The sequence below is a fragment of the Microbacterium sp. SA156 genome, from assembly GCF_049065455.1.
Lineage (GTDB): Bacteria > Actinomycetota > Actinomycetes > Actinomycetales > Microbacteriaceae > Microbacterium > Microbacterium barkeri.
Genome location: NZ_JBAKGU010000029.1, coordinates 1 through 13,555 on the forward strand (window position 1 = coordinate 1; position 13,555 = coordinate 13,555).

16 protein-coding genes and 1 rRNA gene are annotated in these 13,555 nt (G+C 68.7%); 7 read left to right on the top strand and 10 right to left on the bottom strand.

Going from position 1 to position 13,555, the window contains the following annotated elements:
* A 5S ribosomal RNA gene (gene rrf, locus ACOWU6_RS16675) occupies positions 1-97 on the top strand; the annotation flags it as partial.
* 57 nt (positions 98-154) lie between these two features.
* On the opposite strand, the gene ACOWU6_RS16680 is transcribed toward rrf, so the two are convergent.
* Positions 155-1,426: a DUF445 domain-containing protein gene (locus ACOWU6_RS16680; RefSeq protein WP_421076385.1), complete on the bottom strand. Its 1,272-nt coding sequence runs from the start codon at positions 1,424-1,426 to the stop codon at positions 155-157.
* A 76-nt stretch (positions 1,427-1,502) separates the two neighbouring features.
* Between ACOWU6_RS16680 and ACOWU6_RS16685 the strand changes: the two genes are divergently transcribed.
* Entirely contained in the window at positions 1,503-1,775 is a 273-nt protein-coding gene (locus ACOWU6_RS16685) for a metal-sensitive transcriptional regulator (RefSeq protein WP_271174754.1), read from the top strand.
* Between the two features lie 6 nt (positions 1,776-1,781).
* Here ACOWU6_RS16685 and ACOWU6_RS16690 read toward each other — a convergent pair whose 3' ends face one another.
* On the bottom strand, positions 1,782-2,987 hold the full coding sequence (locus ACOWU6_RS16690) for an MFS transporter (RefSeq protein WP_324014153.1): 1,206 nt from the start codon (positions 2,985-2,987) through the stop codon (positions 1,782-1,784).
* A gap of 352 nt (positions 2,988-3,339) precedes the next feature.
* On the opposite strand from ACOWU6_RS16690, the gene nrdH reads away from it, so the two are divergent.
* The 5 genes from nrdH (at position 3,340) to ACOWU6_RS16715 (ending at position 7,733) form a co-directional block, all read left to right on the top strand.
* Positions 3,340-3,573 (top strand): glutaredoxin-like protein NrdH, encoded by a 234-nt coding sequence (gene nrdH / locus ACOWU6_RS16695; RefSeq protein WP_271174756.1) that lies wholly within the window; start codon positions 3,340-3,342, stop codon positions 3,571-3,573.
* A 26-nt stretch (positions 3,574-3,599) separates the two neighbouring features.
* Complete coding sequence (gene nrdI, locus ACOWU6_RS16700; protein WP_271174757.1) at positions 3,600-4,058, top strand: class Ib ribonucleoside-diphosphate reductase assembly flavoprotein NrdI; 459 nt, start codon at positions 3,600-3,602, stop codon at positions 4,056-4,058.
* A complete protein-coding gene (gene nrdE, locus ACOWU6_RS16705; RefSeq protein ID WP_271174758.1) occupies positions 4,037-6,196 on the top strand; it encodes a class 1b ribonucleoside-diphosphate reductase subunit alpha in 2,160 nt (719 codons plus the stop codon). Before nrdI ends, nrdE begins: the two co-directional genes overlap by 22 nt.
* 25 nt (positions 6,197-6,221) lie before the next feature.
* Positions 6,222-7,196 (top strand): class 1b ribonucleoside-diphosphate reductase subunit beta, encoded by a 975-nt coding sequence (gene nrdF / locus ACOWU6_RS16710; protein ID WP_271174759.1) that lies wholly within the window; start codon positions 6,222-6,224, stop codon positions 7,194-7,196.
* Between the two features lie 348 nt (positions 7,197-7,544).
* The gene (locus ACOWU6_RS16715; protein WP_421076386.1) at positions 7,545-7,733 is read left to right on the top strand and encodes a YegP family protein; all 189 of its coding nucleotides are present in this window, start codon (positions 7,545-7,547) and stop codon (positions 7,731-7,733) included.
* Between the two features lie 146 nt (positions 7,734-7,879).
* Here the strand turns inward: ACOWU6_RS16715 and ACOWU6_RS16720 are convergent, their stop codons facing one another.
* From ACOWU6_RS16720 to ACOWU6_RS16755, 8 genes are all read right to left on the bottom strand, one after another.
* A complete protein-coding gene (locus ACOWU6_RS16720; RefSeq protein WP_421076387.1) occupies positions 7,880-8,659 on the bottom strand; it encodes a hypothetical protein in 780 nt (259 codons plus the stop codon).
* A gap of 3 nt (positions 8,660-8,662) precedes the next feature.
* Positions 8,663-8,785, bottom strand: a complete 123-nt coding sequence (locus ACOWU6_RS16725; protein WP_421076388.1) for a hypothetical protein — start codon at positions 8,783-8,785, stop codon at positions 8,663-8,665.
* Complete coding sequence (locus tag ACOWU6_RS16730; protein ID WP_421076389.1) at positions 8,782-9,006, bottom strand: hypothetical protein; 225 nt, start codon at positions 9,004-9,006, stop codon at positions 8,782-8,784. Before ACOWU6_RS16730 ends, ACOWU6_RS16725 begins: the two co-directional genes overlap by 4 nt.
* 2 nt (positions 9,007-9,008) lie before the next feature.
* Positions 9,009-9,653 (bottom strand): hypothetical protein, encoded by a 645-nt coding sequence (locus ACOWU6_RS16735; RefSeq protein WP_421076390.1) that lies wholly within the window; start codon positions 9,651-9,653, stop codon positions 9,009-9,011.
* Positions 9,650-10,030 (bottom strand): DUF4326 domain-containing protein, encoded by a 381-nt coding sequence (locus ACOWU6_RS16740; protein WP_421076391.1) that lies wholly within the window; start codon positions 10,028-10,030, stop codon positions 9,650-9,652. The genes ACOWU6_RS16735 and ACOWU6_RS16740 overlap by 4 nt, the downstream gene beginning before the upstream one ends.
* Positions 10,031-10,265: 235 nt before the next feature.
* The gene (locus tag ACOWU6_RS16745; protein ID WP_421076392.1) at positions 10,266-10,484 is read right to left on the bottom strand and encodes a hypothetical protein; all 219 of its coding nucleotides are present in this window, start codon (positions 10,482-10,484) and stop codon (positions 10,266-10,268) included.
* A gap of 12 nt (positions 10,485-10,496) precedes the next feature.
* Positions 10,497-10,769 carry a hypothetical protein gene (locus ACOWU6_RS16750; RefSeq protein WP_421076393.1) on the bottom strand — a complete coding sequence of 91 codons (273 nt, stop codon included), beginning with the start codon at positions 10,767-10,769 and terminating at the stop codon, positions 10,497-10,499.
* An 80-nt stretch (positions 10,770-10,849) separates the two neighbouring features.
* On the bottom strand, positions 10,850-13,306 hold the full coding sequence (locus ACOWU6_RS16755) for a phage/plasmid primase, P4 family (protein ID WP_421076394.1): 2,457 nt from the start codon (positions 13,304-13,306) through the stop codon (positions 10,850-10,852).
* Positions 13,307-13,555: the final 249 nt, after the last annotated feature.

The window sequence follows — 13,555 nt, forward strand, 5'->3', positions numbered from 1 at the left end:
GGAAACGCCCGGCCACATTCCGAACCCGGAAGCTAAGCCTCTCAGCGCCGATGGTACTGCAAGGGGGACCTTGTGGGAGAGTAGGACACCGCCGGACTTAACCTGAACGAAAGGCCACCCAACGCCGGGTGGCCTTTCGTGCATCACACGGGCATCACCCGAACACCGCGTGGGCCACGGAGAAGATCACGAGCCCCGCGAGCGCCCCCACGACGGTTCCGTTGAGGCGGATGTACTGCAGGTCGCGGCCCACGAGCAGCTCGATCTTCTCGGTCGTCTCCTCGGCGTCCCACTTCTCGACCGTGTCGGTGATGATCGACGCGATGTCGTGGCGGTAGCGCTCGACGAGGAATCCTGCCGCGTCCACCACCCATCCGTCGACGCGACGCTGGATGGCCCGATCGGAGCCCAGGCGCCCGCCGATCTCGATGAGCGCCTCGCGCATCCGCGTGCGCAGCGCGCTGCGCTCGTCGCCGAGCGAGACGATGAGGCCGTTCTTCGCGGTCTCCCATGCGCTTCCGGCGAGCTCTCGGACGCGCGGGCTGTCGAACACGGCGACCTTCGCGCCCTCGAGCTTCGCGCGGGTCTCCGCGTCGTGCTGCAGGCTGTCAGCGAGACGCGCGAGATAGCGGTCGATCGCCTTCCTGGCGGGATGGGCGCCATCCGCTCGCACGGCATCGACGAAGGCCACGGTCTCGTTGTAGAGCGCGCCGTCGACGACGCGGTGGGCGAGCGAGGGCACCCAGGACGGAAGCCGCCGCGACACGAGGCCCGCGAAGGCATCGCGGTTGTCGGCGAGCCAGCTCGAGAGGCTGTCCGCCGCGAGATCCACGGCGGCGTGGTGCGCTCCCGTCTCCACGATGCGCTCGAGCCACACGCCGGCGGGCGTGCCCCACTCCGGCTCGATGAGGTGCTCACGGGCGAGTGCCGCCACGAGGTCCTGCACGTCGTCGTCGCTCAGCGCCCGCAGCACGCCCTGCGCCATCGCCGCGCCCTCGGAGGACACCCGCTCGGCGTGCGCGGGCTGCGCGAGCCATGCGCCGAGGCGCTCCGAGATGCGCGCCGACTGCAGCTTGCCGCGGACGACGGGTGAGGAGAGGAAGTTCGTCTCGACGAACTCCCCGAGCGAGCGCCCGATCTCGTCCTTCCGCGACGGGATGATCGCCGTGTGGGGGATGGGGAGGCCGAGCGGACGCCGGAACAGCGCGGTGACCGCGAACCAGTCGGCGAGTGCGCCGACCATCCCGCCCTCTGCCGCCGCGCGCAGGTAGGCGAGCGCCGGGACGGACTCCTGCAGCGCGAAGCCCAGCACGAAGAGGGCGGCCATGAGGAGGAGAGCGCCGAGGGCGACGGCCTTCATCCGACGCAGCGAGGCGAGGCGCTCGCGGTCGGCGGGGGACAGCAGCTCAGTCGGTGTGCGCGGCATGGCTCGATCCTCGCACGCGGGTCCGGAGGCCGGACGAGCTGAGCCCGCACCCTGCTGCGCGCGGTACGCTGGCGCGGTGATCGACGACATCCAGAAGCGTGCCCTGCACCGCACGCGCATCCTCGAGGGGCAGCTGCGCGGTCTCGGTCGCATGATCGAGGACGAGGACTACTGCATGGACATCATCACGCAGTCCCGGGCCATCCAGCGGTCGCTCGAATCGCTCAACAGGCTTCTCCTCGAGAACCACCTGCGCACGCATGTCACGCACATGTTCGAGAGCGGAGGCGACCACCGCGAGCAGGCCGTCGCCGAGCTCCTGCGCGCCTTCGACTTCGACGGGAAGTGACCCGCTCTACGGGAGGGTCTGGACCGGCTCGGTGTCGGGGATCGGAGACGCGTCCCGGCCGCGCAGATCCGGGAAGCCGCGCACGCACACGATCGCGACGACGAGCCCGAGCACGATGAAGCCGAGGGCGGTCATCATGGCGCCGCGCGGCCCGATGCCGTCGATCATGAAGCCGGCGATCGCCGAGCCGAGCGCGGCGCCGATGAGCTGGCCGGTGTTGATCCATCCGTAGGCCTCGGCCGTCTCGCTGAACTTCACGCTCGCCGAGGTGATGGCGAACGACATCGCGAGCACGGGAGCGATGCCGAGCCCCGCGATGACGAGGGATCCGCCCAGCCACCACGCGTCCAGGGAGACGAGCGTGAGCCCCATGCCGACCGCGATGATCGCGTAGCGGCGGGCCATGGACCACGGCGACATCGGGAGGTTGCCGAAGGCCAGGCCGCCCACGAAGCTCCCGACGGCGAAGACCGCGAGGATGAAGCCGGACTCGACCGCGCCCTCCCCGAACGACGCGACGACGCCCGCCTCCGCCGCGGCGCACGCGCCGATGAGGAGGAAGCCGAGCACGGTGGTCAGCACGACGGTCGGCCCGCGGAGCACGCGTCCGAAAGAGCGCCGGCTGCGGGGGATGCGCACGCGTCCGAGCTCGGGGGAGAGGATGAACCACGTGCCTCCCGCGATCGTGAAGCCCACGATCATGACCAGGCCCACGACGGTCGAGATCTGCGTCGACACGAAGGTGATGAGCACGGGGCCTGCGATCCAGATGATCTCCTGCAGCGACGCGTCGAGCGAGTACAGGGCGGTCAGCTGCGACGCGTTGACCATCTTCGGGTAGATGGTGCGGACAGCCGACTGCACGGGAGGCGACGCGAGGCCGGCGATGAGGCCGAAGAGGATGGTCACGGGCAGCGGCGCGGGCACGAGCGCGAGCGCCGCGATGGCGGCGGACGTGACGAGCGTCGTGAGGGCGAGGACGCGCCGCATGCCCCAGCGGCCCATCCAGCGGCTCGTCACGGGTCCGGCGACCGCCTGGCCGATCGACACGGCGGCGAGCACGGTGCCGGCCGCGCCGTAGGAGTGGTGGGTGTGCTCGACGTGGAGGAGAACGGCGAGTGCGACCATCCCTCCCGGGAAGCGCGCGGCCAGCTGAGCCGCGATGATGCGGCCGACGCCGGGCGTGCGCAGCAGATCACGATAGCCAGACACGCCTCTCACGCTATCCCGTCGGGATGGGGGCGAGGCGCGCCGCGGACGACACGCCGAGACACGCCGAAGGAGCTTCTCCACAGGACGTCGGATGTCGGTGGCCGGGCGTAGCTTCGCGCCTGTGGAGAACCTCCGCCGGGAGGCGCGAGAACCGCGTGATCCGGGCATTTTCGAGGGTGCTCGAGCGTTGTATCCCTGTGGAGGCGTCGGTGGATGGAGCTGTGGTGAACGGTGGAAAATCACACGGATGTAACTACTAGCCCTTGTGGTGCCCCCGAACGTCGGCACCCATATGTAGTATTGAGAGCCCGGCAGGGGTATGCCGGCCGAACACGGATCTGAGGGGAAAGACATGGCGATCACGGTCTACACCAAGCCTTCGTGCGTGCAGTGCAACGCGACCTACCGCGCACTCGACGCGAAGGGCATCGAGTACCAGGTCACCGACCTCTCGCAGGACGCTGACGCGCTCGAGCAGGTCAAGGCCCTCGGCTACATGCAGGCGCCGGTCGTCGTGACCGACGAGGACCACTGGTCGGGCTTCCGTCCCGACAAGATCGACGAGCTCGCGGCCCGTCTGGTCTGAACCGGGAGCGCGGGAGTGATGTCCCCATGACCGCGACGCTCTCGGCCACGACGGCGCCCCTGCTCGTGTACTTCTCGAGCGTGTCGGGCAACACGGCGCGATTCATCGAGAAGCTCGAGCGGCACTCGGAGGGCATCCGATCCGTCCGCATCCCGCTGCACTCGTGGGAGGCGCCCCTCCTCGTCGACGAGCCCTTCGTGCTCGTGACCCCCACCTACGGCGGGGGCCAAGGACGCGGCGAGGAGAAGGGCGCCGTCCCCAAGCAGGTCATCCGTTTCCTCAACGACGAGCGGAACAGACGACACATCCGCGGTGTGATCGCCGCGGGCAACACCAACTTCGGCGATGCGTTCTGCCTCGCCGGCGACATCATCAGCCGCAAGTGCCACGTGCCGCACTTGTACCGGCTCGAACTGTTCGGCACGCCCGAGGACGTCGACCGCGTGAGCGACGGATTGGAACGATGGTGGAAGCGACAGCACTGACAGAAGCGGACTTCAAGCACAACGTGAAGTTCGACGGCATGGACTACCACGCCCTCAACGCCATGCTCAACCTGTACGACGCGGACGGGAAGATCCAGTTCGACGCCGACAAGCGGGCGGCGCGGGAGTACTTCCTGCAGCACGTGAACCAGAACACGGTGTTCTTCCACTCGCTCAAGGAGCGCCTGGACTACCTCGTGGAGAAGGAGTACTACGAGGGCTCGGTCATCGAGAAGTACCCGTTCGAGTTCATCGAGAAGCTCAACGCCTTCGCGTACGGCAAGAAGTTCCGCTTCGAGACGTTCCTCGGCGCCTTCAAGTACTACACGAGCTACACGCTCAAGACGTTCGATGGCAAGCGCTACCTCGAGCGCTTCGAGGACCGCGTCGTCATGACCGCCCTCGCCCTCGCGGACGGCGACCAGGACCTCGCGTGGAAGCTCGTGGACGAGATCATCTCGGGTCGCTTCCAGCCTGCGACGCCGACGTTCCTCAACGCCGGCAAGGCGCAGCGCGGCGAGCTCGTCAGCTGCTTCCTCCTGCGCATCGAGGACAACATGGAGTCGATCGCGCGCGGCATCAACTCGGCCCTGCAGCTCTCGAAGCGCGGTGGCGGCGTCGCGCTCCTCCTCTCGAACATCCGCGAGGCCGGTGCGCCGATCAAGCAGATCGAGAACCAGTCGAGCGGCATCATCCCGGTCATGAAGCTGCTCGAGGACTCGTTCAGCTACGCCAACCAGCTCGGCGCGCGTCAGGGCGCCGGCGCGGTGTACCTGTCGGCTCACCACCCCGACATCATGAAGTTCCTCGACACCAAGCGCGAGAACGCGGACGAGAAGATCCGCATCAAGACGCTGTCGCTGGGTGTCGTCGTGCCCGACATCACGTTCGAGCTCGCGCGCAACGACGAGGACATGTACCTGTTCTCGCCCTACGACGTCGAGCGCGTCTACGGCGTGCCGTTCGGCGACATCGCGGTGACCGAGAAGTACCGCGAGATGGTCGACGACCCGCGCATCAAGAAGACGAAGATCAACGCGCGCAAGTTCTTCCAGACGCTCGCCGAGATCCAGTTCGAGTCGGGCTACCCGTACATCATGTTCGAGGACACGGTGAACCGGGCGAACCCGATCAAGGGCCGGATCAACATGTCGAACCTCTGCAGCGAGATCCTGCAGGTGAACACGCCGACGACGCTCAACGAGGACCTCTCGTACGACCAGATCGGCAAGGACATCTCCTGCAACCTCGGGTCGCTCAACATCGCGCTCGCGATGGACTCGCCCGACTTCGGCCAGACGGTCGAGACCTCGATCCGCGCGCTCACCGCGGTCAGCGACCAGAGCCACATCCGCTCGGTCCGATCGATCGAGGACGGCAACGACCGCTCGCACGCGATCGGCCTCGGCCAGATGAACCTGCACGGCTACCTCGCTCGCGAGCGCGTGTTCTACGGCTCGGAAGAGGGCATCGACTTCACGAACATCTACTTCTACACGGTGCTGTTCCACGCTCTCCGGGCGTCGAACAAGCTCGCCATCGAGCGCGGCCAGGCGTTCGACGGCTTCGAGGAGTCGAAGTACGCCACGGGCGAGTTCTTCGACAAGTACATCGAGCAGGAGTGGGTGCCGCAGACGGAGAAGGTGAAGGAGCTCTTCGCGAACCACCACATCCCGACGCAGCAGGACTGGGTCGAGCTCAAGGAGTCCATCCAGAAGCACGGCATCTACAACCAGAACCTGCAGGCGGTGCCGCCGACCGGCTCGATCTCGTACATCAACAACTCGACGTCGTCGATCCATCCGATCGCGTCGAAGATCGAGATCCGCAAGGAAGGCAAGCTCGGTCGCGTCTACTACCCGGCGCCGTTCATGACGAACGACAACCTGGAGTACTACCAGGACGCGTACGAGATCGGCTACGAGAAGGTCATCGACACGTACGCCGCCGCGACGCAGCACGTCGACCAGGGCCTGTCGCTCACGCTGTTCTTCAAGGACACGGCGACCACGCGCGACATCAACAAGGCGCAGATCTACGCATGGCGCAAGGGCATCAAGACGATCTACTACATCCGACTCCGTCAGATGGCCCTCGAGGGCACCGAGCTCGACATGTGCGTCAGCTGCACGCTCTGACGGCGAAGAAAGAGGAACGAAGAGGATGACCGAGAAGCTGCAGCTTCTGGACCACGTCCAGGCGATCAACTGGAATCGCATCGAGGACGAGAAGGACGTGGAGGTGTGGAACCGCCTCACGGGCAACTTCTGGCTGCCGGAGAAGGTGCCGCTCTCCAACGACATCCAGTCGTGGAACACGCTCACCGAGCACGAGCAGCTGCTGACCATGCGCGTGTTCACGGGTCTGACGCTGCTCGACACGGTGCAGGCGACGGTCGGCGCCGTCTCGCTCATCCCCGACGCGGTGACGCCGCACGAGGAGGCCGTCTACACGAACATCGCGTTCATGGAGTCGGTGCACGCGAAGAGCTACTCGTCGATCTTCTCGACGCTGTGCTCGACGCAGGAGATCGACGAGGCCTTCCGGTGGTCGGTGGAGAACCCCAACCTCCAGAAGAAGGCTCAGATCATCATGGAGTACTACCGGGGCGATGAGCCGCTCAAGCGCAAGGTCGCCTCGACCCTGCTCGAGAGCTTCCTCTTCTACTCGGGCTTCTACCTCCCGATGCACTGGTCCAGCCGCGCGAAGCTCACCAACACGGCCGACCTCATCCGCCTCATCATCCGCGACGAGGCCGTGCACGGCTACTACATCGGCTACAAGTTCCAGAAGGGGCTCGAGAAGGTCGACGAGGCCAAGCAGGCCGAGATCAAGGACTACACGTTCTCGCTGCTCTACGAGCTCTACGACAACGAGGTGCAGTACACGCAGGACCTCTACGACTCCGTGGGCCTCACGGAGGACGTCAAGAAGTTCCTGCACTACAACGCGAACAAGGCGCTCATGAACCTCGGCTACGAGGCGATGTTCCCGTCGACCGTGACCGACGTGAACCCGGCGATCCTGTCGGCCCTGTCGCCGAACGCCGACGAGAACCACGACTTCTTCTCGGGGTCGGGCTCGTCGTACGTGATCGGCAAGGCCGTCGCGACCGAGGACGACGACTGGGACTTCTGAGAAGCCCAGGTCAGATCAGGATTCAGAGATGAGACAGGCCCCCGCCTCTCTGCTCGCGATGAGTGGTGCGGCGGGGGCCTGTTCCTTCCTCTGGACACATTCCGGACACGAAATCAGGAGAGGAGGTGAGCATGGCCGGAAAGGGACGCGCGCGCAGCGCGATCACGGGGCGCTTCGTTAAGAAGTCGACGGCCGCCCGCAATCCGCGGACGACCGTCGTGGAGAAGCCCAACAAGCGCTCAGGTAAGTAAGCAGGATCTCGATGAGCGGCGGGGCTCGGACTGGTACTCCGAGCCTCGTCGCGTTACAGACTACCCCCGCCAGATGGGTGGGGATCAGGAGGAACGCATGGCACGACGAGTATTGGTCCAGCGAGTGGACGGGAAGTGGGGCTGGCGCCTCGAAGCCGACAACGGTCAGATCATCGCCACCGACGGTAGCCAGGGATACGAGAACGAGAACGACGCGCGGACGATGGCCGACCGCGTCGTCTCTGGGTACTACTCGGCAGCGGAGAAGCGCATCCAGCGGCGCTGACGCCCGCACACTGCGGGCAACAGGAAGACCCCCGGTCGGCTGCTCATCGAGCGGCTCACCGGGGGTCTTCTCCGCGTCTCACGACCGTTCGCGGTCCTTAGAGGATCGGGCCGCCGCTTCGACCGCGCGGGCGAGCGCCGGCCATCTCATCGCACGGCTCCCACCTGCTCCTCGGGGACCGGCTGGGATGCCCGCGACCACCCTTCGCGAACCAGGAATTGCGCGAGCGGGCGGGCGACGGCCACATCGGGTTCACCGATCGCTCCGCGAAGCCCGCGCTCGTGGAATCGCCAGGCCGTGATGAGGTAGGCGAGACCTTCGACCATCGCGGCCACGTCGGCGGGTGCCTGCCCCTTCGGTGTCACGTCGAAACGCGACAGCCACGCCAGCGCCTCTCGCGCGAGTGCGTCGTCGTGCTCGGGCGCCTCGTGCTGATCCCACGATCCGCGCCACGGCTGCAGGACCCAGGTGGGTGCTTCTCCTGTGGCCTCGGTGTAGAGCTCGGCGAAGCAGGCGGGGCAGCAGATGCCCTCGCGGCCAGTCTCGGCGGCCCATGCGGCGGTCGCGGTCTTCCAGATGTCGGCGGGCGCGGCCCAGTCGATGTTGCGGGCGCCGCACCGGTGGCAGTAGTCCTCGGGGTGCATGTCGGGCCACCCTCGCTCGCGCTGCTCAGCTATCCACTCGGGGGTGACGGATCGGGGCGCGTCGGCGGGTGCCTTCCCCTTCGGCTGGGATGCATAGTGCGCGCGCACTTGCTCCGCGCTGTCCACGCCGAGCACCTCGGCCCGGAGGTCGTCCAGGATCTTCAGGGTGCGTTCCGTGAAGCAGTCCGAGCGTACGAGGCGGTCCACCGCCAGGTCAACGCCGCGCAGGATCGGGTTCGTCGCGATCGGCTCGCTCTCACCCTTGAATCGCTCGTCGGTCATGGTCTAGTCCTTCTTCCAGTCGTCGTGTCCGGGTAGCTCGGCGTCGTCGACGTCCGTGAGCGTCACCGGCTGGTGGTCGAGTTCGGCGACGAGCTGCTGCTCGTGCCGGTTCCGTGCCCAGCTCATGTCGGGTCGGGTCCTTTCTGCTTGGCCTTCAGGCGGGCCTGGTGGATGGGGTCGGCTTGCAGCCGGTCGCGCCACCAGGCGAGGAGCACGTGCTCGTCGACGACGCGGCGCCCTTCGCTGTCGAAGCTCATGGGCATGCCGTTAAGTCGCCACCGGCGGATCGTGCGGCGCGAGCGGCGGACGCGCGCCGCGGCTTCGCGGTAGGTCAGCCGCTCGCCCACGATCAGGCCTTCCGCCAGGTGTACGTCTGCCCGCACGTCTGGCAGGCGCCGACGGGCTCGGCGGGGCCGATGCCGCCAGGGATCTCGGCCCAGTCGACGAGCACCGCGACGTCGCCGCACACCGCGCATGGGCGGGGTCGGGCGCGCCGCGGCCGGGTGATGTGGTGGCGGGCGCGGGCCTTCCGGATCAGCTGGAAGAGGTGGTCCTCGCCGGCCTGCAGGGTGTCGTGCTCGACGATCACGGGTGCGTGGCCGATCAGCCACCCAACGATCTCCCACGCGTGCGCACGGGCGGTGTCCGCGGACGTGGCCGCGCGAATCCCGGCGACGTGTCCGCGTGTGAACCACGTCGCCCGCAGCACGGCGGGCCGGTCGAGGGTGAGGGTGTCGGCGACCTCGAGTGCGTACTCGACGAGCGCGGCCCACAGGTCGTCGGCTTCGTCGACCGCGTCGAGCCGGAAGGGGAGCGAGGTCGTGTCGGCTTTCGAGCCGGACACGATGACCTTGTCCGTCTGCGACGCGGCGAGGGGGAGGACGGTGGCGCGGATGGTGTGGAGCAGGGCGGGCACCTGGTCGAGGTGCCACGTGTACTGCTCCTCCCACGCGACCCATTCCGGGTCGAGCGCGAGAAGATCGGCCGTCGTCATGCGTCGTCCTTCTGGTTCGCGAGCTCGAGCAGCACGTCCGCGTGGCAGGGCTGGTCGAGCGGGCACCAGCACGCGAGGTTCTTCCCGCGAAGCGGCTGGAGCATCGCCCATCGAGCCGTGGACCCCTCGGGGAACGCCTGGTCGAACGCCTGCTGGTAGCACTGCACAGCGAACCTCGCGGCCCCGGCCTTCGTCCACCCGTTGCCGAGCGGGAGGTTGAACCGGCCCGTGTCCTCCACGCCCCAGTCGGCGCCGCGGCAGTGCTCGGTCACGCGGAATGGGTTACCCCACACCGTCCCGCGTGCGACGACGACCGTGTTCTCCGGCTTCCGCCACCCCTTCTTGCGGGACAGCTGCACTCGGTGTGGGGCGCTCATGCTGCTTCCTTGTGGTCGGTGTGGCAGGCGCACGTGCAGCTGCCGAGGTCGTCGGTGGCGAGATTGAACGTCCACCCGGGGCACGCGGTGTGCTTCCCATCGCGGCAGTCCGGGTCGACCGGCGCCGGCACGGGGGCGCGGCGTGCCTCGACGTGGCGGGCGTGGCAGGCGCACACGGACCGCGCGCACCCGTACGGGGTCTTGCACCGCGCGCAGCAGCGGCCGACGTCGCCGCTCACGCCCCCGCTCCCTGCTGCTCGCCGGCGTACAGCTCGACCTCGCTCGCGGCGTTGAGCAGCGCCTGCGCGACCTTCCGCGCCTCGTCGCCGGTCAGCGCCGCGCCGGCGCACGAACCGCCCGACCCGGTCTCGTCGACCGTGAGCGCGACGAAACCGCCGTCCGTGATGTTGACGTCGACGATGTCCACCGTCGTCGTCCTGGTGATGGTTGCCATGTCGTGTCCCTTTCAGAACGGGCAGGATGCGGGAGATGGGGTCTCCGCCGTGTCGAGGCTCAGCTCGAGGGGCGGGAGTCCGGCCCACACCCGCGCGCACGCGTGCACGGGCAGGGTGTGGCCGGGAATCTGGGTGCGGGGCCAACCGGCCCACCGCAGGGAGGTGACGACGCCGCGCGCGGTGTCCTGCACCTGCCACAGCGGCACGTCGGCGAGCACGCACGCGAGGATCTGCGCGGGTCCGAGCGGGTGCGGGTCGAGGAGCACAACACCGATCGCGGGCATCCCTTCCTGGTCGTCGAACCGGGCGTGCACGGCCGCGCGCCCGCACCGAGGGCACGCCGACCAGGACGCGTTGCGGGCGCTCACCGGTCCCACCAGCCCTTCGGCGCCTCGTCGGCGGCGGGGGTGTCGGTTTCGGTGCCGGCGAGGAGGATGCCGGTGTAGTAGCGGCGGCCGTTCGACTTCGCGGTGCCGATGTCGAACCGCTGCTTCAGCTGGCGGCCGAATGACTGCGCCGACAGCTCCCGCTCGCCCTGCTCGTCGCACCATGCGTCGTACACGCGCCGCACTTCGGACATCTCGACGCGGGCGTGCTCGCCGCCGCCGACGATGCATCGCTCCTCCACGAACCGGCCGAGGTGGTCTTCCTCGGCGCGGTACTCGTCCGTCGCGGCGAGCACCTCGGCGGGAGTGTCGAGGCCGTGCGCGGCGTACTCGACGGCGCCCTGGATGATCCAGTGCAGGATCCCGGGGCCTTCCTCGTCGACGAGCCGCTGCTGCAGGTTCTGGATCTTCTCCGACTCCGGCACCGTGTGCGTGAACGGGATCAGCCGCAGGCGCCGCCACACGGAGTCGCCGCCGGTCTCGACCTTCGGCTGGTTGTTCCCGAGGAGCAGGAACGTGTGCGACGGGGTGAAGTCGAAGAAGTCCTTCCGCATGTACCGGGCGGTGATCGTGTCGCCGCCGGTGAGGGCCTTCATCTTCGCCTCGTCGAACTTCGTGTGCTCGTTGATCTCCGACGCGATCACGAGCCGGCAGCCCTGCAGCTTCGCGAGCTCCGTCTCGTGCTTGTCGCGGCCGACGACGAGGAACCCCTGCGGCGCGGCGGTCGCGTAGTCCCCGCCGATGCCCTTCAGCACCTCCGCGAAGACGCCCTTCCCGTTCCCGCCGGGGCCGTGCGCGAACGGGAGGATGTGCTCGAGCACCTCGCCGATGAACATCAGCCCCGCGAGGCGCTGCATGTACCGGATCATGTGCGCGTTCGACTGGAACGTCGTGTCGATGAACTTGTCCCACAGCGGGGTCGGCATGTCCGCATCAGGCGCGACGGTCGTCTGCTTCGAGTGGAACAGGGCGGGCACCGGGGCGGCGATCGCGCCGGTGCGGAGGTCGACGACACCGGCGGGCGTGTTCAGCTGCCACGGGTGCCGGTCGAACTGGGCGGCGTCGAGCCGCATCGCCGGGGTCGCGCGGGCGAGGCGGACGCCGTCGGCGATGGACCGGGCGCGCATCGACTTCAACCGCCACGTCTTCAGCGCGGCGTTGTCGGTGGGGATGCGGCGGATCACGTCGCGCATCGCCTCGATCGCGGGCCCGTCGTCCGGGTGCCACTGCCACCTGGTGCCCTCCCACGTCACCCATTTCCCGGCGTCGGGCACGTAGCGGAGGGTCGACGCGTACTCGGCGACGAGGAGACGCGCGTTGCCGTCGTCGGTGAGGTCCGCGCTGTCCGAGCCGACCACCGCGGGCGCCGTTGCCGCGGCCGCGGTGCCGAGCGCGGCGAGCTGGGTGCCGGTCGACGTCGTCCGCGACCCGGCTGCGGGGGTGAGCTCGCGGGGCGCGCGACGCCCGTACCCGTCGGCGGCGAGCTGCTTCGCCGCGGCGGAGTGGTCGCCGCCGTGCTTGAGGGCCGCGTACGCGCCGAGCTTCGTGTACGGCACCTCCGGTTCGAACACGGTCGACGACGTGAACACGTACAGCCGGTCGCGGTCGTCGGCGTGCCCGGTGGTCGCGCTGATGCCGTCGTTCTTCCCCGGCCGCCGCCAGTACCGGGTGCGGCCGCGGGTGAACACCAGCGTCCACCCGTCGAGGATGTCGGCCCAGTCGGTGCGCTGCTCGAAGTCGTCGCCCGGGGTGACGTCACCCTCGGCGGTCGGGCGGCCGTCCGCCCACATCGCCGCGAGTGGCACTGTTGCGGGCTCCGGGGCCGGCATAGCGTCGAGCGCGGCGTGGAAGATCGCGTGGAGGCTGTCGCGCTCGTCCGCGGTGATCGTTGCGACCGTGGCGGGGCCGCCGAGGAGGCGCACGTACGCGACCCCGGTCGGGTGCACGGCACCCTCGGACGGGGCGAGGACCACGAACCCGCCGGTGCCGCGGGTCTCCGCGAGCGTTTCCCGGCCGGTTGCGCCTTCGGTGTGGCGTTGCGCGATCTTCTGGTTCCCGGGGACGGGGACACCGTCGACCCGGTACAGGAGGTGGAGGCCGCCGGAGGGGGACTGTTCCGACCATCCGGCGAGGATCCGCTGGTACAGGTCGCGGAGCCCGGTGCCGTCGAGGAGGTCGAGCACGTCGGTCATGAGTGACATGCCCTTGCCCTCGACCTCGAGCAGCTCGAGCCCGCCGACGCCGGTGATCACGCCGACGCCCTGCTCGACGTCGCCCGTGAACCACTCGTGCACCTGCTCGGCCGTCGCGGGGGTCTCCGTGTACGCCTTCCACGGCACGCGGGGCCGCTTGGTGCCGTCGGCGGCGACGGGCACGGGGGAGAAGCCGGCGGTGTGGAGCTCGAGCGCGGTGGCGAGCAGTGCGGGTGCGTTCACGGTGTCCCTGTCGTGATCGTGGGCTTGCTGTGGGGGTTGCGGGCCCGCCGGCCGTGGCGGCTGGCGGGCCCGAGGGGGCGGGTCAGAACGGAACGCCGGTGACCTGCTCGACGGTCGCGCCGATCGCCGCGGCGATCGTGGCGTCGTCGATGCCCGCGGCGCGCAGCTGCGCGAGCTTCCCGAGCTGGTCGGGGGTGAGCCCGTTCGTCTGCGCCGGGGCGGCCGCGACGGGCGCGGGCGCGGCGGCGG